General features: G+C 58.9%; 16 protein-coding genes. 12 read left to right on the forward strand and 4 right to left on the reverse strand.

The features are described from left to right. The first annotated feature begins 50 nt into the window (after nucleotides 1–50). The 3 genes from ACYQ0G_RS01260 (at nucleotide 51) to ACYQ0G_RS01270 (ending at nucleotide 4,538) form a co-directional block, all read left to right on the forward strand. The gene (locus tag ACYQ0G_RS01260; protein WP_460098458.1) at nucleotides 51–1,052 is read left to right on the forward strand and encodes a DNA topoisomerase IB; all 1,002 of its coding nucleotides are present in this window, start codon (nucleotides 51–53) and stop codon (nucleotides 1,050–1,052) included. A gap of 198 nt (nucleotides 1,053–1,250) precedes the next feature. Next, nucleotides 1,251–2,195, forward strand: coding sequence for a sensor histidine kinase (locus ACYQ0G_RS01265; RefSeq protein ID WP_460098460.1), 945 nt, complete (start codon nucleotides 1,251–1,253; stop codon nucleotides 2,193–2,195). Between the two features lie 279 nt (nucleotides 2,196–2,474). Next, a complete protein-coding gene (locus ACYQ0G_RS01270; RefSeq protein ID WP_460098461.1) occupies nucleotides 2,475–4,538 on the forward strand; it encodes an NAD(+) synthase in 2,064 nt (687 codons plus the stop codon). Nucleotides 4,539–4,583: 45 nt separating this feature from the next. Here the strand turns inward: ACYQ0G_RS01270 and ACYQ0G_RS01275 are convergent, their stop codons facing one another. After that, nucleotides 4,584–5,177 (reverse strand): FMN-dependent NADH-azoreductase, encoded by a 594-nt coding sequence (locus tag ACYQ0G_RS01275; protein WP_460098462.1) that lies wholly within the window; start codon nucleotides 5,175–5,177, stop codon nucleotides 4,584–4,586. Nucleotides 5,178–5,190: 13 nt separating this feature from the next. Continuing rightward, nucleotides 5,191–5,892 (reverse strand): pirin family protein, encoded by a 702-nt coding sequence (locus ACYQ0G_RS01280; RefSeq protein WP_460098464.1) that lies wholly within the window; start codon nucleotides 5,890–5,892, stop codon nucleotides 5,191–5,193. A 107-nt stretch (nucleotides 5,893–5,999) separates the two neighbouring features. Here ACYQ0G_RS01280 and ACYQ0G_RS01285 point away from each other — a divergent pair, with 107 nt between their 5' ends. Then, on the forward strand, nucleotides 6,000–6,929 hold the full coding sequence (locus ACYQ0G_RS01285; RefSeq protein ID WP_460098465.1) for a LysR family transcriptional regulator: 930 nt from the start codon (nucleotides 6,000–6,002) through the stop codon (nucleotides 6,927–6,929). Here the strand turns inward: ACYQ0G_RS01285 and ACYQ0G_RS01290 are convergent. Together ACYQ0G_RS01290 and ACYQ0G_RS01295 are read right to left on the reverse strand one after the other, a co-directional pair. Further along, nucleotides 6,926–8,005: a branched-chain amino acid aminotransferase gene (locus ACYQ0G_RS01290; protein WP_460098466.1), complete on the reverse strand. Its 1,080-nt coding sequence runs from the start codon at nucleotides 8,003–8,005 to the stop codon at nucleotides 6,926–6,928. The two genes, ACYQ0G_RS01285 and ACYQ0G_RS01290, sit on opposite strands and share 4 nt — an antisense overlap. A gap of 447 nt (nucleotides 8,006–8,452) precedes the next feature. Next, nucleotides 8,453–9,013, reverse strand: a complete 561-nt coding sequence (locus tag ACYQ0G_RS01295; RefSeq protein WP_460098468.1) for a hypothetical protein — start codon at nucleotides 9,011–9,013, stop codon at nucleotides 8,453–8,455. Nucleotides 9,014–9,062: 49 nt separating this feature from the next. Between ACYQ0G_RS01295 and ACYQ0G_RS01300 the strand changes: the two genes are divergently transcribed. The 8 genes from ACYQ0G_RS01300 to ACYQ0G_RS01335 all read left to right on the forward strand — a co-directional run bounded on the left by ACYQ0G_RS01300 (nucleotide 9,063) and on the right by ACYQ0G_RS01335 (nucleotide 19,031). Further along, a complete protein-coding gene (locus ACYQ0G_RS01300) occupies nucleotides 9,063–9,800 on the forward strand; it encodes a TlyA family RNA methyltransferase (protein ID WP_460098470.1) in 738 nt (245 codons plus the stop codon). Between the two features lie 67 nt (nucleotides 9,801–9,867). Then, entirely contained in the window at nucleotides 9,868–11,400 is a 1,533-nt protein-coding gene (locus ACYQ0G_RS01305) for an acyl-CoA carboxylase subunit beta (RefSeq protein WP_460098472.1), read from the forward strand. A 150-nt stretch (nucleotides 11,401–11,550) separates the two neighbouring features. Beyond that, nucleotides 11,551–13,590 (forward strand): S9 family peptidase, encoded by a 2,040-nt coding sequence (locus tag ACYQ0G_RS01310; protein WP_460098474.1) that lies wholly within the window; start codon nucleotides 11,551–11,553, stop codon nucleotides 13,588–13,590. A gap of 78 nt (nucleotides 13,591–13,668) precedes the next feature. Further along, nucleotides 13,669–14,130 (forward strand): methylmalonyl-CoA epimerase, encoded by a 462-nt coding sequence (gene mce / locus ACYQ0G_RS01315; protein ID WP_460098475.1) that lies wholly within the window; start codon nucleotides 13,669–13,671, stop codon nucleotides 14,128–14,130. Nucleotides 14,131–14,146: 16 nt separating this feature from the next. Continuing rightward, nucleotides 14,147–16,303, forward strand: coding sequence for a methylmalonyl-CoA mutase (gene scpA, locus ACYQ0G_RS01320; protein WP_460098477.1), 2,157 nt, complete (start codon nucleotides 14,147–14,149; stop codon nucleotides 16,301–16,303). A gap of 228 nt (nucleotides 16,304–16,531) precedes the next feature. Further along, on the forward strand, nucleotides 16,532–17,551 hold the full coding sequence (gene bioB, locus ACYQ0G_RS01325; RefSeq protein ID WP_460098478.1) for a biotin synthase BioB: 1,020 nt from the start codon (nucleotides 16,532–16,534) through the stop codon (nucleotides 17,549–17,551). Next, a complete protein-coding gene (locus ACYQ0G_RS01330) occupies nucleotides 17,548–18,393 on the forward strand; it encodes an alpha/beta hydrolase (protein WP_460098480.1) in 846 nt (281 codons plus the stop codon). The genes bioB and ACYQ0G_RS01330 overlap by 4 nt, the downstream gene beginning before the upstream one ends. Beyond that, the gene (locus ACYQ0G_RS01335) at nucleotides 18,390–19,031 is read left to right on the forward strand and encodes a heme-dependent oxidative N-demethylase subunit alpha family protein (RefSeq protein WP_460098481.1); all 642 of its coding nucleotides are present in this window, start codon (nucleotides 18,390–18,392) and stop codon (nucleotides 19,029–19,031) included. The genes ACYQ0G_RS01330 and ACYQ0G_RS01335 overlap by 4 nt, the downstream gene beginning before the upstream one ends. Nucleotides 19,032–19,110: the final 79 nt, after the last annotated feature.

Raw genomic sequence — 19,110 nt, forward strand, 5'->3', positions numbered from 1 at the left:
GTCGCAAGATGGGGAACGCAAATTGTCTATCCATGGTTCTTTCCCTCGCTATGACGAAGCTCATCTATGTCGACGACCAGCTGCCAGGAATCACCCGCAAGGGTGCAGGAAAAGGCTGGGCTTATTACGATCCCAAGGGGGAGCTCATCACAGACAGAGCAGAAAAGAAGCGTCTGAACGCCGTAGCTCTGCCACCCGCCTATACGGACGAATGGTTCTGTCCGGCTCCCAATGGACATATTCTCGCGACAGGGATCGATGCCAAGGGACGCAAGCAATACCGTTATCATCCCGAATTCAGAGCTGAGAGGGAAAGCGAAAAGTTCGACAAGTGCCTGGCATTCGGCAATCTCCTGCCGCTCGTTCGCAAAAAGGTGGAAGAGGATTTGAAGGGTCGCAAGCTGACCAGGGAACGCGCCGTTGCGAGTGTGGTGCGGCTGCTCGATCTCGGTGCAATCAGAGTTGGAAACGAAGGATATGCCGAGCGGAACAAAAGCTATGGTGCGACCACGTTACGTCGGCGCCATGCCGAAGTAACGGGTAAGACGCTGAGGCTCCGCTACAAAGGCAAATCCGGAAAGATGCGGGAAGTAACGCTCACCGATGGGAGCCTGGCTCGCATGGTACGGAACATGCAGGACCTTCCCGGACAAAATGTATTTAAATACGTCGACGATGACGGCGAGGTCGAAACGGTGACTTCGAGCGATGTGAACGAGTATCTGGAAGCCTGTATGGGAGAGCGGTTCACTGCCAAAAATTTTCGGACCTGGCATGCGAGCGTACTTGGCTTTGAATCGCTACGCATCGGGGACGGAAAAATTCCGATGAAAACGTTGCTCGAATGTGTGGCCGATCATTTGGGCAATACTCCTGCCGTTACGCGGAAAAGCTACATTCACCCTGCCGTAATCGAACTGGTCGATCATCAGGAAGAATGGCGTGAGGGCGTTAAACTTCCGCGGGCAACCCGTTGGCATACGAGAGAAGAGCGGGCTTTGCTTGCAATGCTGCAAACCTGTCCCAGCGCGGCCGAACTGCTGGCGGCATAAGAAACGTAAAAATTGTAGTAGTTTAGACGTGGGGCATCTATAGGACCGATAGCTGGCCACGTGGGCCAGTTTCAGGGCGCTTCGGCGGCCACGTCCTGAGAAGTCAGTCCGCTCGAAGGCTACGCTTTGATGCACAGACTTGCCAATTTTGACGTTAGCCGACAGTTTGTAAGTGCGTGGAGCAAATTCGCGGCTCAAATGATCTTCGGCATCCTGTGCGGTGCCGCGATGATCGGCCTGCGCACGTTGTACGATCTCTGGGCACCGACATCGGGCCCATTCGCGATGATCTACCCCACCGTGCTACTCGCCACTCTCTACGGACATTGGCGGGCGGGGTTGGCAGCCTTTTGCGTCACGTTTGCATGGGCGTGGTATTTCGTGCTCCCAGCGCCTAAATCCTTTTTGTTCACGGATGCCACCGATCCTGCGCGGGTTTTGCTAAATGCTACCTGCGCCCTAATCGTAATTGTTTTTGCCGAAGCATTCCGGCGCGCAGCCCACAGCACGATGGATACAATCAGGGAAGCGGCGGATCGCCGGCTGACCTTGCTCGCCGACCTTGAACACCGCACGAAAAACAATTTCGCCTTGGTGGCGAGCATGCTGGAAATCCAAAAGCGCCGGATCCCGCATGCCGAATTACATGGTCCTCTGGATGATGCCGTAGGGCGGGTGCGGACTTTCGCCGATGCATATTCCGGCCTTGCCATGGAGCAGGGTAAGGAAAAGGATGTCGCAATGCAGCCCTATCTCGACATGATGCTGACCCGGCTGGAAAGCGCCGCTCTTCCGTCCAATGTCCGACTGTTTCGCGAGATCGACGATATCACTCTTTCGCGCGAAACCGCGGTTGCTATCGGTCTTTATCTCAACGAGGCGGTGTCGAACGCCGCCAAATACGCGTTCCCTGACAATCGCGCCGGCACATTGGCTGTTTTCTTTCATAGTCGCGATGGAAAGTGGCGCTTGACCATCGAAGATGATGGGGTTGGTGAAGAGGCGGTATCGCAATCACCAGGTGGTTTGGGCAGCAAACTGTTGATTGCTTTCGCGCAGCAGGCTGGCGCAACACATCATGCGGGCCCTGTTCTCAACGGCTTCCGTACCGAATTGCGAATGTCGGATGAGAGCCTTGCCTAGAGTATCCTAACTGGATACTGAAATGAGATGCATCTGGCAGGCGCGAAAATCAGGGCATGGCGCGACGCTCATAACCCGCCGCTGAGTGCCGAGGAATTCGGGCTGAAGTTCGGATCTCCGAAGCCTTGGCCAAGCCGGACTGTATACGGCTGGGAAGCCAAAGGCCGCATCGCCCGCTCGAGCGTTCAGAAGCGACTGGCTGAGCTTGGGATTTGCCAGCCAGCAGATTGGCATGAAACCACGGACGAAGGCACGCAATTCAGGAAAGCCCCATCTCAAATGCCGGACAACGACCTCCATCCCTTCTACGACATGCATACACATGGCTTCGTGAGAGTAGCGACTGCGACGCCTAAGGTTCGAACTGCCGATGTCTCCTACAACGCCGAGGGAATACTGGAGCAGGCCCGCAAAGCGGACGAACGCAATGTCGACCTTTTGCTTTATCCGGAACTATGCCTTTCCTCCTATGCCATCGATGATCTGCACCTTCAGACTGCCTTGCTCGATGCAGTCGAGCAGCATTTGGCCGACATCGCGAAGGAGTCTGCCAGTTTCGCCCCTGTAATCGTCATCGGTGCTCCACTGCGTCGCAATGGTCGGATCTACAACTGCGCGGTGGTGATCGCGAAAGGGGTGATTCTGGGTGTGGTGCCCAAGAGCTACCTGCCAAACTATCGCGAATTTTATGAAAAGCGCTGGTTCAGTCACGGACGAGACTGCGTGGGACTGGAAATCACCGTAAGCGGCGATAGTGTAGCCTTTGGCACGGACCTCATCTTCGAAGCGGCTGATCTTCAGGGCTTTATTTTCGGCATCGAAATTTGCGAAGACTTCTGGTCGCCCAATCCGCCGGGTACGCAGGCCGCTTTGGCGGGCGCAACGATACTCCTGAACCTCTCCGCCTCGAACATAACGATCGGTAAGTCCGACGAGCGCCATATGCTCACACGAGCGAGTTCCAGCCGTGCAGTCTGTGCCTATGCCTATTCGGCCAGCGGCTATGGTGAAAGCACGACCGATCTCGCCTGGGATGGGCAGGGCATGATCTACGAGATGGGAGATCTGTTGGCGGAGAGCGTGCGGTTCGATCACGCGCCGGAATTATCGGTTGCAGACGTCGATACCAAACGCATTCTTGCCGAAAGAATGCGGATGCAGACTTGGGGCGATGCTGCCGATGCGGCGGACAGACCTGAAGACCGGTTCCGTCGCATCAGTTTCAATCATGGCCTTATGCGCAGGGACATCGGCCTGGAGCGTCCTGTTCGTCGCTTTCCCTTCGTGCCCAACCGGCGTGAGAAACTGGATGAAGACTGCTACGAAGCCTTCAACATTCAGGTCGATGCGCTCATGCGCCGAATCGAAGCGACAAATCCGAAGTGCCTGACGATCGGAATTTCTGGCGGTCTTGACAGCACACATGCCTTGCTGGTTGCGGCCAAGGCATGCGATCGCCTGGGGCGGCCACGTACCGATATTCGTGGGTATACGATGCCGGGCTTTGCCACGTCGGACCATACCAAGGACAACGCCTGGAAGTTGATGTCGGCCTTCGGGATCACTGCCGAAGAAATCGACATCCGGCCTGCCGCAAAACAGATGCTGGCGGATATGGACCATCCGTTTGCCAGGGGCGAACCGGTTTACGATGTCACTTTCGAGAATGTTCAGGCAGGCCTGCGCACCGATTACCTTTTCCGCCTTGCCGGTCACCATGGTGGCTGGGTAATCGGTACGGGTGACCTGTCGGAACTGGCGCTCGGCTGGTGCACCTATGGTGTAGGCGATCAGATGAGCCACTACGGCGTCAATGCGGGCGTCCCGAAGACATTGATCCAGTATTTGATACGCTGGACCACCACGACCAACCAGTTCGACGAAGGGGTGGACGAGGTCCTAAGTGCAATTCTGGACACTGAGATAAGCCCCGAACTGGTGCCCGCTGGCGAGGATGGTGTGATACAGTCCACCCAGTCGATCATCGGTCCCTACGAACTCAATGATTTTTTCCTTCATCACGTGCTGCGATATGGGCAAAGCCCCAGCCATGTCGCGTTTCTCGCATGGCACGCCTGGAAGGACGCGGAAGTGGGTCTGTGGCCCATCGGTTTTCCGGCTGAAGCCCGCAACCAATACGATCTTGCCGAAATCGCAAAATGGCTGGAGAACTTCGTGAAGCGCTTTTTCGGCTTTAGCCAATTCAAGCGCAGCGCACTGCCGAATGGTCCGAAAGTCAGCTCTGGCGGCGCTCTTTCTCCGCGTGGAGATTGGCGGGCGCCGAGCGATGCCGTCGCCGATATCTGGCTCGACGACATCAAACGAAACGTGCCGGAAAGCTGAGACAGCTTCCCGGCACGTCGCTGGCCGCGGGGGGCAAGGGTCGGATTATGCGACCAGCTGTTCCACCTTCTCATGCGCTTCGGCGATCTTTTCTTCACCGCCTTCGCCCATGATGCCGTCGGCGGCGACGATCTCGACATCGTTCATTCCCAGGAAGCCGAGGAAGAACTTGAGCCACGGGCTCATGAAATCGACTTCACTGCCGATCGGGGTTCCTCCAGTTGCCGCGGTGAGATAGACCTTCTTGCCGGTCAGCAATCCTTCGGGGCCATTTTCAGTGTAGCGGAAAGTCGTTCCTGCACGGGCGACGAGATCCGCCCAAGCCTTGACCGTCGCAGGAACCGAGAAATTGTAGACGGGAACGCTGAACACGATGGTATCCGCCTGCTGCAGCTCCTCGATCAATTCATCGGCAATTTTAGCCAGCTCATGCTGTTCGGTCGACCGGTCGGCATAAGGGGCCAGATTGGCGGCGAAGCGATCGGCATCGATATAGGGAAGATCGTTCTTAGCGAGGTCACGGATGACGACCGTGGCATTCTGCCTCTTTGCCAGCTTGTCGACGAGCTTCTGGCCAAGGCTCCGAGAAACCGATTCATCGCCGCGGATGCTTGCCGTGATGTAAAGAATATTGCTCATTTGATCTGTCCTTTCAGGCCGCGTCGACGAGGACGAGTTCGCTGTCCTCGAGGGCGGTTATGGTAATGCTGGTTTCCTTGGTGATCGCGAGGCCATCGCGCGCCTTTGCTTCTATGTCGCCCACGCGGACTGAGCCGGTGGCGGGGACAAGATAAAGGTGTCGGTCAGCCTGGCTGGGCGTATAGGTCACGCTTTCCCCTGCCTTGACTGTCGCACCCAAAACTCGCGCATCGGTGCGTAACGGCAGTGCGTCGTTGTCGCTGGCCACTCCGCTGGCGAGAGCGACAAAGTTACCTGCACGATCACCCTTTGGAAATTCGCGAGCCCCCCAATCGGGTTCGCCGCCACGCTGTGAGGGGACGATCCAGATCTGGAAAAGAGTGGTTTCCTCATCTTCCAGGTTGAATTCCGAATGGGCCACGCCTCGGCCCGCGCTCATCACCTGCACATCGCCAGCTTCGGTCCGGCCTTCATTGCCCATGCTGTCGCGGTGAGTGATAGCACCGCTGCGGACATAGGTGATTATTTCCATGTCCTGATGCGGATGGGTCGGAAATCCCGATTTAGGTGCGATGGTATCGTCGTTCCAGACGCGCAAAGCCCCCCAGTTCACTCTTGCTGGATCGTGATAATCCGCAAACGAAAAGTGATGGTGTGCGTCGAGCCAACCATGGTTCGCCGCGCCAATGCTATCGAATGGTCTGTGTTCGATCATGACGATGTTCCTTTCGAAGAACTGCGTTGTTGATTGACCAGATAGAGATTGTCCGGTGTTCCGATAACTGCGATAAAACGAGGCAAGATGTTCAGGAAATTAGAACGATGAAAATAGGAGATCCAAGCCTCGACCAACTTCGCATCTTCCTTGCTGTTGCAGAGGAAGGGAGCTTTGGGGCGGCGGCGCGCCGGATGGGCCGCGCGGTATCTGCCATCAGTTACGGCATAGCTCAGCTTGAAGCTCAACTTGGCGTGACCCTGTTCGAACGCGAAGGTTCACGTCGCCCGGTCTTGACGGAAGACGGACGGGGTTTGTTGGTCGAGGCCAAATCAGTAGCCGATGGAATCGATCATTTGCTGGCCAAGACCCAGAGCCTCCATGCCGGCCTTGAAAGCGAAGTATCGCTGGTGGTCGACGTTATGCTCCCCGGTGAGGTCACGGCCAGCGTACTGCGCGATTTCCGGGAGATGTTCCCGACTGTCGCGCTGCGTCTGCAGGTTGAGGCACTGGGCGCGGTGGCGGGATGTGTCCTTGATGGTGGCGCGGGCCTGGCCATCGGCGGTCCCGTCCTGTCCGACCATGTTCAACTCGAAAGGCAGACGATCGGTGCAGTCGAACTGGTGCCTGTCGCGGCCCCCGGGCATCCGCTAGCGAGCGATGATGTGCAACCCGGGGAAAGCCGAAAGCACCTCCAACTGGTATTGTCCGATCGGTCGCCGCTGACCGAGGGGAGGGAGTTTTCCGTTCTTTCACCGCAAAGCTGGCGGCTGGCTGATCTTGGTGCGAAACACGCCCTGCTCAAGGAAGGTATCGGTTGGGGCAACATGCCGCGCCATACCGTATCGGATGATCTCGCCGCAGGGCGGCTTTGCGAACTCGACCTGCCCGAAAAGCCGGGTGCAAACTATACGTTGAGCGCGCTCTGGCGCCGTGATGCACGGCCAGGGCCCGCCACCAGCTGGTTGATCGATGCTATACGGGAGAGGCTGGCGAAATGTACCAACGTCGATCCCTCTGTGAAAGGCGCCTTCTAGAGCTTTGTGATCCAGCCCTGTGTGTCTTGGAATGCGCCCTTCTGAATGCCGACCAGTTTCTCGCGCACCTTGTGCGTCATCTGGCCTGTTCCTCCGCTTCCGATAGTGAATTCACCATCCGGGCCAATGACAGTCCCCACCGGGGTGACGACTGCCGCAGTCCCGCAGGCCATCGTCTCCAGCAACTTGCCGGTCGTGGCGTCGGCGCGCCACTGGTCGATGCTGTAAGGCTCTTCGCGCACCTGCAACCCTTCTTCCCGTAGCAGCTGGATCAGGCTGTCGCGCGTGATACCGGGCAGAATAGTGCCAGTCAGTGGGGGAGTGATGACCGTGCCATCGTCAAAGACGAAAAACAGGTTCATGCCGCCAAGTTCCTCGACCCATTTCTTTTCGACCGCGTCGAGAAAGACCACCTGGTCGCAGCCGTTTTCTATTCCCTCGGCCTGCGGAACCAGGCTCGCGGCGTAATTTCCGCCGGTCTTGGCCGCGCCGGTGCCGCCGGGGGCAGCACGGGTATAATTCCGGCTGACCCAGATCTTTACAGGCTTCGCGCCCCCCTTGAAATAGGGGCCGACGGGCGAGGCAATGAGGACGTATTTGTACTGCCGCGCCGGGCGCACGCCAAGAAACGCCTCCGAGGCGAACATAAAGGGCCGCAGGTAAAGCGAGCCGTCAGGATCAGAGGGCACCCAGTCACGGTCCTTGGCCACCAGTTGGCGGATGGATTCCAGGAAAAGCTCTTCTGGCAATTCAGGCATCGCCATGCGCCGAGCGCTTTCGTTGAAGCGGCGCGCATTCTGTTCTGGCCGAAACAGGGCAAGGCTATCATCACCCTGCTTATACGCCTTCATACCTTCGAAGATTTCCTGCGCGTAATGGAGCACTGCGGCTGCAGGATCGAGCGGGATCGGCTCGCGGGGACCGAGCGTAGCCTTGTGCCACCCACCTTTGTCGGCATCGTAATCGATCACGACCATGTGATCGGTGAACAGCTTGCCGAAACCGGGGTCCTTCAGCGCTTGATCGCGGGTCTCTCCGGGGACAGGGGCGGCGTGGGGAAGGTGCTCGAAATCCATGCTCCGCGGTTAATGGGAAGGAGGGCTGTGCGCAAGTATCGTAAGGCGGAACTTGGCGCCCGCAAATGAGAAGGCCAGCCTCTCGCCCGTGGAGAGACTGGCCTTCGCATGGTCAGCGGCCGGAAGTGCCGCTCACGTCGCCTTACTCGGCAGGAATATTACCGAATATGCTCCGTAGGGATCTTCACCGACCTCGCTACTGAACCATGAGACATCGGATCACCTCCTTTCAAGCTTGTGAGCTGCATCCCTCGTATCACCGGGGACGAAGACCGCGTGCGCCGCTGATCTTGTGATCAATTTGAGTCTTTCCGCGGCACAAAACAAGCCTTGCAAAAAAGTTTTCCCACGTCAGAATTGTCGTTTGTGGCTCGGAAGAATTGCCGGGCTTTTTTCGTAACGGTGTGGGCGCTCGTTCACAGGCGGTTGCCGCAGCGCGGGAATCGGCTAGCGGCAATCCTCGATTACCCGCGTCACTTCTCCCCATGCCGGAACATAAAGTGTCGGCAAACCTGAAGTTTCCACAGCGAATCGTCCTTTGGTCAATGCCATGGCGTCGAGCAAGGGATCGCTTGCCCTTATCGTTGTACTCACCTGTGGGCTTGGTCCGTTACCCCCCTGCGCAACCAGTGACCGTTCGGTGGTTTCCGTCATGATCCGCATGGAGGCATTCGCGTTGGCAATTCCTGAGCGGGAAAGAGTGATTTGCTTTCCTGAAGGATCGCACTGCATCGAAAATTTGGCTCCGGATTGGGACTCTCCGTAAAGCGCGACTGTGTTGCTTCCTTCGGAACGATAGCTCCAATCGCCCGGAGTTCGCGGTGCGTCCATCCAGTTCGAATAGGTCGGCGTTGGAGCTGGGGGAGGAGCGGTGGGAGGCGAAGGTTCGGTTTGTACCGGGGCCGGTGTGGGCGCGGGGGTTGAGTCAGGCGCCGGAACGCAAGCTGCCGCAAGCAGGGCGCTCGAGAGGACCAGGACACGGGCGATGGCATTTTCAGAGGCTTTCATGCCAGACCAATGCCCGCTAGGCGCTCTGGTTTCAGGCAATAGGGCAGGAATGGCAAAGAAACGTCGTCTCGATCAGATGCTTGTCGACCGCGGACTGGTCGAAAGCCGGACTCGTGCGCAGGCGCTAGTGATGGCTGGCCTGGTCTTTTCTGGCGAGCAAAAACTGGCAAAGCCGGGTCAGCAGCTGGCCGATGATGCGCCGCTGGATGTGCGCGGGCGGGACCATCCCTGGGTCAGCCGCGGCGGCATCAAGCTTGCCCATGCGATCGAACATTTCCAACTCGATCCCACTGGCGTCATTGCAATGGATGTAGGCAGTTCGACTGGTGGCTTCACCGACGTTCTGTTGCAGGGCGGGGCGGATCACGTCTTCGCTGTCGATAGCGGGACCAACCAGCTCGCTTGGAAGTTGCGGCAGGACGATCGCGTTACGGTTCTCGAACAAACGAGCGCCCGGATCCTGACGCGGGAAATGATCGACCGTTCCGTAACCTGGGTCGTATGCGACGCGAGCTTCATCGGGTTGGCCAAGGTGCTGGAACGTCCGCTTGAGCTGGCCGAAAGGCAGTGTCGGGTTATCGCGCTCATCAAACCACAATTCGAAGTGGGCCGCGAGGAAGTGGGTAAGAAGGGAGTGGTTAGCGATCCGGCACTTCATCAGCGTGTCTGCAATGAGGTCCGCGAATGGATCGAAGGGCTTGGGTTCACAGTGCAAGGTATCGTCCAAAGCCCGATCACCGGGCCTGAAGGCAATGTGGAATTTCTGATTTCCGCCGAGAGAACCTAGCCACGCAATTGACCTTGCAGCCTTCTGCGCTCTAGGCGCTTTCGCAAACGTATTCCCTGGAGAGAGCATGTCCGCCAATATCGCCGAAATGGAACGCCGCCGTGATGCTGCCAAGCTTGGTGGCGGCGAAAAACGCATCGCAGCGCAGCACGCCAAAGGCAAGCTGACCGCGCGCGAGCGTCTCGACATACTGCTGGATGAAGACAGCTTCGAAGAACTAGACACCTATGTCGAGCATGACTGCGTCGATTTCGGCATGCAGGACCAGAAGATTCCCGGTGACGGCGTGGTCACCGGCAGCGGCACAATCAATGGCCGACTCGTCTATGTTTTCTCGCAAGATTTCACTGTCTTCGGCGGCTCTCTTTCCAAGCGGCATGCAGAAAAAATCTGCAAGGTGATGGATACTGCGATGAAGGTTGGCGCGCCTGTTATCGGCCTCAACGACAGCGGCGGCGCGCGCATTCAGGAGGGCGTGGCTTCGCTCGGCGGCTATGCTGAAGTGTTCCAGCGCAACGTGCTGGCCAGTGGTGTGGTGCCGCAGATCAGCCTCATAATGGGCCCATGCGCGGGCGGCGCGGTCTACAGCCCTGCGATGACCGACTTCATCTTCATGGTGGAAGATTCGAGCTATATGTTCGTCACCGGCCCCGACGTGGTGAAAACGGTGACAAACGAAGTAGTGACGCAAGAGGAACTAGGCGGGGCAAAGACGCACACCACGAAGACGTCTGTCGCCGACAACAGCTTCGAAAACGATATCGAGACGCTGCTCGCGACCCGTAATTTCTTCGATTATCTGCCATTGTCGAACCGCGAGGATGTGCCCGAGCGCCCGACCAGCGACCCGTGGGACCGGCAGGAAGACAGCCTCGACACGCTGATCCCCGACAATGCCAACCAGCCCTATGACATGCATGAGGTCATTCGGAAGACCTTGGACGAGGGCGAGTTCTTCGAAATCCAGCCGAACCATGCGGGCAACATCCTGTGCGGCTTCGGCCGGGTCGAAGGGCGCACGGTTGGCGTGGTGGCGAACCAGCCGATGGTGCTCGCCGGCGTGCTCGATATCAACAGTTCCAAAAAGGCCGCGCGCTTCGTGCGCTTCTGCGACGCCTTCGAAATCCCGATCCTGACTTTCGTCGACGTGCCCGGCTTCCTACCCGGTACCAGCCAGGAGCATAACGGCATCATCAAGCACGGCGCAAAGCTGCTGTTCGCCTATGCCGAGGCGACCGTGCCCAAGATCACCGTGATAACCCGCAAGGCCTACGGCGGCGCTTATGATGTGATGGCCTCCAAGCACCTCCGCGGCGATCTCAACTACGCTTGGCCCACCGCCGAAATTGCAGTGATGGGCGCGAAGGGTGCGGTAGAGATCATCTTCCGTCAGGATCGCGATGACCCGGATAAGATTGCCGAGAAGACTAAGGAATACGAAGATCGCTTCGCCAACCCCTTTGTGGCGGCGAGCCGTGGCTATATCGACGAGGTGATCTACCCGCACTCTACACGGCGGCGGATCGCGTTGGGGCTACGCAAGCTGCGGACAAAGCAGCTCGAGAACCCATGGAAGAAGCACGACAATATACCACTGTGAGTCAGACGCCTCTGTGTTCGGTCTATGACCAGAGCAGGAATGGCGCTGATCGGATACGCTTATCGACCTCATCAAGCCTTTCCTGTATCATCTGGACAACACACCTGTTTCTGGATAGCCTCCTATTCACGTAGAGGAGGAGGTAATTCTATGAAGAAGAGCTTGATGGCGGCATCTGCGCTAGCCGCTTCGACGATGATGACTGGTGTCGGACACGCCGAACACCATGCTTTGTCAGAATATGATTTGATCGACCGGTCCGACCTCTTCGGCAATCCGGTTGCCTCTCAAGGACGCATCAGTCCCGATGGCGAGTGGGTCAGTTGGATCGCACCCGACGAAGGCGTAATGAACGTCTGGGTAGCACCGGCGTCCAATCCCTCGAGCGGAACTGTGGTTACCGATGACCGTCACCGCGGGATTTCAAACCACTTGTGGTCGGTCGACAGCAAGTACGTCCTGTTCGTCAAAGACAATGACGGGGATGAGAACTTTCACGTCTACGCTACTGATCCGCGAACGGGAGAGACCCGTGATCTTACGCCGCTGCCTGACGGCATCCGTGCGCAGTTGATGGGCGTTAGCCGTGATCGACCCGGCGTTATTCTGGTAGGAACGAACGAGCGCAATCCGCAGCTTACTGACCTTTACGAATACAGCCTGACAACCGGCGAACGTACGCTAATCGCCGAAAATCCGGGATATGCGTCCTTCATTACCGATAACACCTACAAGCCGCGCATGGCGATGGTGCCGCAACCCGATGGCGGTATGAAGGCCGTCTATCTCAATGACGACCTTACGCCCGGCGACGTCTTTGCTGACATACCGAGCGAAGACATGCTGAATACCAATATCGTTCAATTCTCTCGCGACAATGACACGGTATACATGATCGATAGCCGCGACAGGAATCTTGCGGCGGGTGTTGCGGTTGACCTCAGCACTGGTGAACGACGAGTGCTTGTCGAGCCTGAAAAGGCCGATCTCAGCAACATCATCGTCGACAATGAGACCTATGAGCCCATCGCCTATGCGACGAACTATTTGCAGGAAGAGTGGACTCCGCTGAATGAAGATGTCGCTTCCGAGTTTGAATTCCTGTCGAGCAAGATCGATGGCGAATATCAGATTTCCTCGCGCACGACGGACGATACGAAATGGATCGTTTATGGCGGCAGCGCCGAGGCTCCCGGTCAGTATTATGTTTATGACCGCGACGCCGATACGCTGACGCCTTGGTTCGAGACCCGCCCGGCGCTTGCTGATGCGCCGCTCCAGCCGATGCATCCCTTGGAGCTTAAGTCGGAAGACGGGCTTACGATGGTTTCCTACCTTACCCTGCCGCCGGGGAGCGATCCCGATGGCGACGGGCGTCCCGATAAGGCAGTGCCCATGCTGCTATGGGTCCACGGTGGCCCGTGGGCGCGTGACAGCTATGGTTACAACACCGTGCACCAATGGATGGCCAATCGGGGCTATGCCGTACTTAGCGTGAATTATCGCGGATCGACCGGTTTCGGGAAGGACTTCACCAATGCTGCAGTCGGTGAATTCGCCGGCAAGATGCACAGTGATCTTGTCGACGCGGTAGACTGGGCTGTGGCCGAAGGTATCGCGCAGGAAGACAAGGTTGCGATCGGGGGCGGAAGTTACGGCGGCTATGCTACTCTCACCGGGGTCGCATTCACGCCCGACCGTTTCGCTTGCGGCGTGGATATCGTCGGCCCGTCGAGCCTCGTTACCCTGATCGAAAGCTTCCCGGAATACTGGAAACCGTTCCTCGCGGGGACTTGGTTCCGATATGTCGGCGATCCTGCCGATCCCGAACAGCGCAAGGATCTGCTGGCACGGTCCGCCATCAGCCGGATCGATGACATCAAGGTGCCATTGCTTGTCGGACAAGGAGGTAACGACCCGCGCGTTACCAAGCAGGAAGCCGATAACCTAGTCGAGGCGATGCAGGCAAAGGGTCTGCCTGTGACCTACATCAATTATCCTGATGAAGGGCACGGTTTTCAGAAACCGGAAAACCGCATGAGCTTTTTTGCCGCGATGGAAGGTTTCCTGGGTACCTGTCTCGGCGGACGCGTGCAGCCAATCGGAGACAGCTTTGAAGGTAGCTCGGGTGAAATTCTCGCCGGTGCTGAATATGTAGACGGCCTCGAAGAGGTGTCGACAGACGGCTGATTTTCAAGCTTTGCGATTGCATTACATGGCGCGGTTCCTTTAGCGGGATCGCGCCACTTGCTTTTTCGGAGCTGCGACATGAAACTCGGCCGCCTCAATCATATCGGTGTAGCCACGCCATCGATTGAAGACAGTATCGCCTATTACCGCGAAACGATGGGGGCCGTGCACATTACCGAGCCGTTCGATCTGCCCGAGCAAGGGGTGAAGGTCTGCTTTGTCGACACACCTGACGCGCAGGGTGAGATGGGCAAAGGTACCCAGATCGAACTTATCGAACCTTTCGATGAAAACTCGCCGATAAACGGTTTCATCGCCAAGAACCCCGCTGGCGGTCAGCATCACGTTTGCTACGAGGTTGAGGATATCGCGGAAGCGCGCCTTTGGTTCGAAGGGAAGGGCAAGCGCATCCTCGGCCCCACGCGCATCGGCGCGCATGGTACGCCCATTTTCTTCCTTCACCCCAAAGACATGATGGGCCAGCTGACCGAGATTATGGAAACGCCGAAGGGTAAGACGCACCTGGTCGAACTGACCTGACGAGAATTGTGACGATATGACTGACAAGCCCACCTATGAAGACTGGAAAGCCCGCGCCGACAAGGAGGTGAAGGGCCGTGACCTGACGTGGCACACGCCAGAAGGCATTGCCGTCAAGCCGCTCTACACCAGCGAGGATGCCGCCGACCTCGCCCCCGGCGTTCCCGGCATCGCGCCCTTCACGCGCGGGCCTTACGCTTCGATGTACACCGGCCGTCCGTGGACCATCCGCCAGTATGCCGGTTTCTCGACCGCCGAGGAATCGAACGCGTTCTATCGTCGCAACCTCGCAGCAGGCCAGAAGGGGCTGTCGGTCGCTTTCGACCTCGCCACCCACCGCGGCTATGACAGCGACCATCCGCGCGTCGTTGGCGATGTCGGCAAGGCTGGCGTCGCGATCGACACCGTGCGCGATATGGAAATCCTGTTCGACCAGATTCCGCTCGATACCATGAGCGTTTCGATGACGATGAACGGCGCGGTGATCCCCGTGCTGGCCTTCTACATCGTCGCGGCCGAGCGGCAGGGGGTCAGCCAGGACAAGCTCGCCGGGACCATCCAGAACGACATCCTGAAGGAGTTCATGGTCCGCAATACGTACATCTATCCGCCCGAGCCGAGCATGCGGATCATCTCGGACATCATCGCATATACTTCGGCCAACATGCCGAAATTCAACAGCATTTCAATTTCCGGCTATCACATGCACGAGGCCGGGGCGACGGCGGTGCAGGAACTGGCCTTCACCATTGCCGACGGTAAGGAATACGCCAAGCGCGCGATGGATGCAGGCCTCGATATCGACGCCTTCGCGCCGCGCCTGTCCTTCTTCTGGGGCATCGGCATGAACTTCTTTATGGAGATCGCCAAGATGCGTGCCGCGCGGGCCTTGTGGCACGATGTGATGACCGATCTCGGCGCGCAGAACCCCAAGTCGAAGATGCTGCGCACGCATTGCCAGACCAGCGGTGTCAGTTTGCAGGAGCAGGATCCCTATAACAACGTCATCCGCACCACGATCGAGGCGATGGCAGCGGTCCTGGGCGGAACGCAGTCGCTTCACACCAATGCGCTGGACGAAGCGATCGCTCTGCCGACCGATTTCAGCGCCCGTATCGCGCGCAATACGCAGCTGGTGATCCAGGAAGAAACGGGCATTACCAATGTCGCCGATCCGCTGGGCGGCAGCTATTACATCGAAAGCCTCACCGCCGCGCTGGTCGAGAAGGCCAAGGCCATGCTCGATGAGGTCGAGGCGGCGGGCGGCATGACCGAATATGTCGCCAGTGGTGAACCCAAGGCGCAGATCGAGCGCGCGGCGGCGGTGAAGCAAGCCAGTGTCGACCGGGGCGAAACCGTGATTGTGGGCGTGAACAAATATCGCCGCGACAAGGAAGACGAAATCGACACGCTCGATATCGACAACCACCAGGTGCGGCAGAGCCAGATCGCGCGGCTCGAAGAAGTGCGCGCGAAGCGTGACGAATTCGCTTGCCGCGCCGCGCTCGATACGCTCGCACGCGGCGCCGCGCAGCGCGAAGGCAATTTGCTGGCGCTCGCTGTCGAAGCCGCTCGTCACGACGCGACTTTGGGTGAAATCAGCCAGGCGATGGAAGATGCCTACGGCCGGTATGACACCGTGCCGTCGCCGGTTCGCGGGGTTTACTCCGCAGCCTATGCGGATGACGACCGCTACGCACAGGTTGTCGAGGGCGTGAAAGCGGTCGAACGGCGCCTTGGTCGTGCACCCAAGTTGATGGTCGCCAAGATGGGCCAGGACGGCCACGACCGCGGAGCCAACGTCATTGCCAGCGCTTTTTCGGACATGGGTTTCGAAGTGGTGTCCGGTCCGCTGTTCCAGACCCCTGCCGAAGCGCGCGATATGGCGCTCGAAAACGATGTCGATGCCATCGGTGCGAGCAGTCTCGCGGCCGGCCACAAGACGCTGATTCCTGAGCTGATCGGCTTGCTGAAGGATGCGGGCCGCAGCGATATCAAGGTCATCGCCGGCGGCGTGATCCCGCAAAAGGATTACGATTTCCTGCGCGATGCCGGGGTGCAGGGCATCTACGGCCCGGGCAGCAACGTGATCGAATGCGCGGCGGACGTGCTGCGCCTGCTGGGTCACAACATGCCGCCCGCGGGTGAGGATTTGGACAAGGCGGCGGAGTGAGGCGGAGAAACTTTCAAACTATTGGCGGGGTATTGTTGCTCATTGGGCTTCTTACGTCCCCGGCCAAGACGTTCGCGTTGCGATGCTGGTCGAATCCTGCTGGCTGGCTAGAAACACATTGTCAGCAGTTCCAGGATCTCCATTGGCCATGGGGTTACGCATTCTTGATAACCGGAGCTTCGCTGATTTTGCTCAGCCTGCTTGCTCTCAAAAACAAATCGGAAAAACATGACTGACATCCGTACCGACTGGACCCGCGACGAAATCGCAGGCCTTTTCGACCTTCCCTTCACCGAGTTGCTGTTCCGCGCCGCCACCGTCCATCGCGAGAACCATCCCCCCGAGCAGATACAGCTCTGCACTCTGCTTTCAATCAAAACCGGCGGCTGTCCGGAGGATTGCGGCTATTGCTCGCAGTCGGTGAAGGCCGACAGCGGCGTCGAGGCGACCAAGCTGATGGAGGTGCAATCCGTCCTCCAGCGTGCGGCGCACGCCAAGGATCAAGGTAGCCAGCGCTTCTGCATGGGCGCGGCGTGGCGTAACCCGAAAGACCGTGACATGCCCGCGATCGTCGAAATCGTGAAGGGCGTGCGCGCCATGGGCCTCGAAACCTGCATGACCCTAGGCATGCTGACGCCGAAGCAGGCGGACATGCTCAAGGAAGCAGGCCTCGATTATTACAATCACAATGTCGACACCGGGCCGGAATATTACGAGCGCGTGATCTCCAGCCGCAAATATGACGACCGGCTCGACACGCTGAAGAACGTGCGTGATGCCGGTATCAATGTGTGCAGCGGCGGGATCGTCGGCATGGGTGAAACCCGTGAAGACCGCGTCGGCTTCGTCCACACGCTCGCCACGCTGGAGCGTCATCCCGAAAGCGTTCCCGTCAACGCGCTGGTCCCGGTCAAGGGCACGGTGCTGGGCGACATGCTGGCGGATACCCCGCTGGCCAAGATCGACGACATCGAATTCGTCCGCACCGTTGCCGTGGCGCGTATCTGCATGCCGATGAGCATGGTTCGTCTGTCCGCCGGGCGCGAAAGCATGTCCGAGGCGACACAGGCACTGTGTTTCCTCGCAGGCGCGAACTCGATCTTCACCGGCGACAAATTGCTGACGGCGCCGAACGCGGGCGATGACAGCGACGGCGCGCTGTTCGCCAAGCTCGGCCTGACAGCGATGCAGGGCGAAGAACCGATGCGCGCATGTCGCGTGGAACAGAGCATGGAGCCTGCCGAGTGATAGGCGCGCTCGCCGCGCTTCTGCTCGCGTCTGGACAGCCTGTGCCGGAGCCCGTGCCGATCGTGGTGGGCGAAAGCTATACTTACGTCGTGCTGGGGCAGGAGCGCGCGGTCAATGTGATCCTGCCGCCGGACTATGATGAAGATCCGGACAAGAGCTGGCCCATTATCGTCCAGCTCGATGGTGGCACGGATCAGGACCTTTTCCTCGGCAATGGGCTGGAAAAGTGGAACCGCCTGTGGGGCCGCAGCCAGCCAGCCATTCTGGTCGGCATCCAGACAGTTGATCGCCAGCGCGAGCTGTTGCCGCCGACGTCCATCGAGGGCGAGCGCGCCGAGTACCCGAGTGCCGGTGAGAGCGAAGCGTTTCGCACATGGCTCGTCGACACGGTGCTGCCGCTCGTGCGGGAGCGCTATCGTAATAATGATAGCGTCATCCTCGTCGGTGAAAGCGCGGCGGGGCATTTCGTGATCGAAACCTGGCTGGAGGCCCCAGAGATGTTCCAGGGCTATGCTGCGATTTCGCCTAGCCTCCAGTGGGACGGCCAGTCGCTTGCCCTGACGGCGAGCGGCCCTGTGTCAGATCGCCCACCATTATATCTCTCGCTGGCCGACGAGGGCGGTGAGACCGAGCAGGGGATGTTCGCGTTGCTCGGAAAGGTCGGAGAGGCGCAGCCTTACTGCTTCTCGGACCGGCGCGCGGACCTTCATCATGCCACCAGCCTGCACGGCCTGATGCCGGAAGCGCTGCAGTATCTACTGCCCACGGATGCGGACTGGCTGGAAGAATACGGGCTGGCCCTCCGCTGCGAGAGAGGCGGTCCGCAGCCTCCTGCGCAGTGACCCTCGGCTTTTCGGTCGACGAATTGCTGCCCCGCGCCCGCGGTGGGGGCGTGCTGAAGATGGGGCTCGCCAGGCTGACAGAGAGCGAGTGGCTGCAGCCGAATCCCGATCTTGCCGCCCGCGCGCAAGGCTTCTCGGTGTTCCCGGACGGCATCCAGTTAACTCCCGCGAGCGAGGCACCCGGCGCGGAATTGGCTGCGATCCTTGGCGTAACCGGCGGCTTGCCCGAAGCAGCTGCGTCTCATCATGAAGACATGTGCCTGCTGATCCGCTTTCCGGACGAAGAGCAGTATCGCCTCATCGGCGCAGCGGTCGCGTGGCCCTCCGACTGGATGCCTGCCGATAAGGTGGGCCTTCCGCTGCGCGCCGTGCATGAATCCATCGACGGATATGAAGACCAGCTGGCGAGCGGGGTGGATCATTTCATGGCCAGCCTCAAACCCGGCCTGATATTCGGACGCGCAAACTGGTTCATCGCACCAACCGATGCGAAGCACTGGGTCGCCGATCCGCCTGACGAGGCCTTCGCCCAGGTAACTGCCGACAATGCGGGTAATGCCCTGTTCGTCCGGTCAGAGCGCCAGACCTTGCGCCGCCTTCCGCACACCGGCGCCATCGTCTTCACCATCGGCATTTAGATCGCTCCGCTGGGCGAATTGTCTTGGGAAAACCAGCAGCGCCTGGCCACCACCATGACCGCCCTGATCGATGGCGAGG

Source organism: Qipengyuania triglochinis (assembly GCF_054655615.1).

Coding starts and splice junctions, on each gene's coding strand:
- ACYQ0G_RS01260 (WP_460098458.1), top strand. CDS start 51: ATGACGAAGCTCATCTATGTCGACGACCAGCTGCCAGGAATCACCCGC.
- ACYQ0G_RS01265 (WP_460098460.1), top strand. CDS start 1,251: ATGATCTTCGGCATCCTGTGCGGTGCCGCGATGATCGGCCTGCGCACG.
- ACYQ0G_RS01270 (WP_460098461.1), top strand. CDS start 2,475: ATGCCGGACAACGACCTCCATCCCTTCTACGACATGCATACACATGGC.
- ACYQ0G_RS01275 (WP_460098462.1), bottom strand. CDS start 5,177: ATGAGCAATATTCTTTACATCACGGCAAGCATCCGCGGCGATGAATCG.
- ACYQ0G_RS01280 (WP_460098464.1), bottom strand. CDS start 5,892: ATGATCGAACACAGACCATTCGATAGCATTGGCGCGGCGAACCATGGT.
- ACYQ0G_RS01285 (WP_460098465.1), top strand. CDS start 6,000: ATGAAAATAGGAGATCCAAGCCTCGACCAACTTCGCATCTTCCTTGCT.
- ACYQ0G_RS01290 (WP_460098466.1), bottom strand. CDS start 8,005: ATGGATTTCGAGCACCTTCCCCACGCCGCCCCTGTCCCCGGAGAGACC.
- ACYQ0G_RS01295 (WP_460098468.1), bottom strand. CDS start 9,013: ATGAAAGCCTCTGAAAATGCCATCGCCCGTGTCCTGGTCCTCTCGAGC.
- ACYQ0G_RS01300 (WP_460098470.1), top strand. CDS start 9,063: ATGGCAAAGAAACGTCGTCTCGATCAGATGCTTGTCGACCGCGGACTG.
- ACYQ0G_RS01305 (WP_460098472.1), top strand. CDS start 9,868: ATGTCCGCCAATATCGCCGAAATGGAACGCCGCCGTGATGCTGCCAAG.
- ACYQ0G_RS01310 (WP_460098474.1), top strand. CDS start 11,551: ATGAAGAAGAGCTTGATGGCGGCATCTGCGCTAGCCGCTTCGACGATG.
- mce (WP_460098475.1), top strand. CDS start 13,669: ATGAAACTCGGCCGCCTCAATCATATCGGTGTAGCCACGCCATCGATT.
- scpA (WP_460098477.1), top strand. CDS start 14,147: ATGACTGACAAGCCCACCTATGAAGACTGGAAAGCCCGCGCCGACAAG.
- bioB (WP_460098478.1), top strand. CDS start 16,532: ATGACTGACATCCGTACCGACTGGACCCGCGACGAAATCGCAGGCCTT.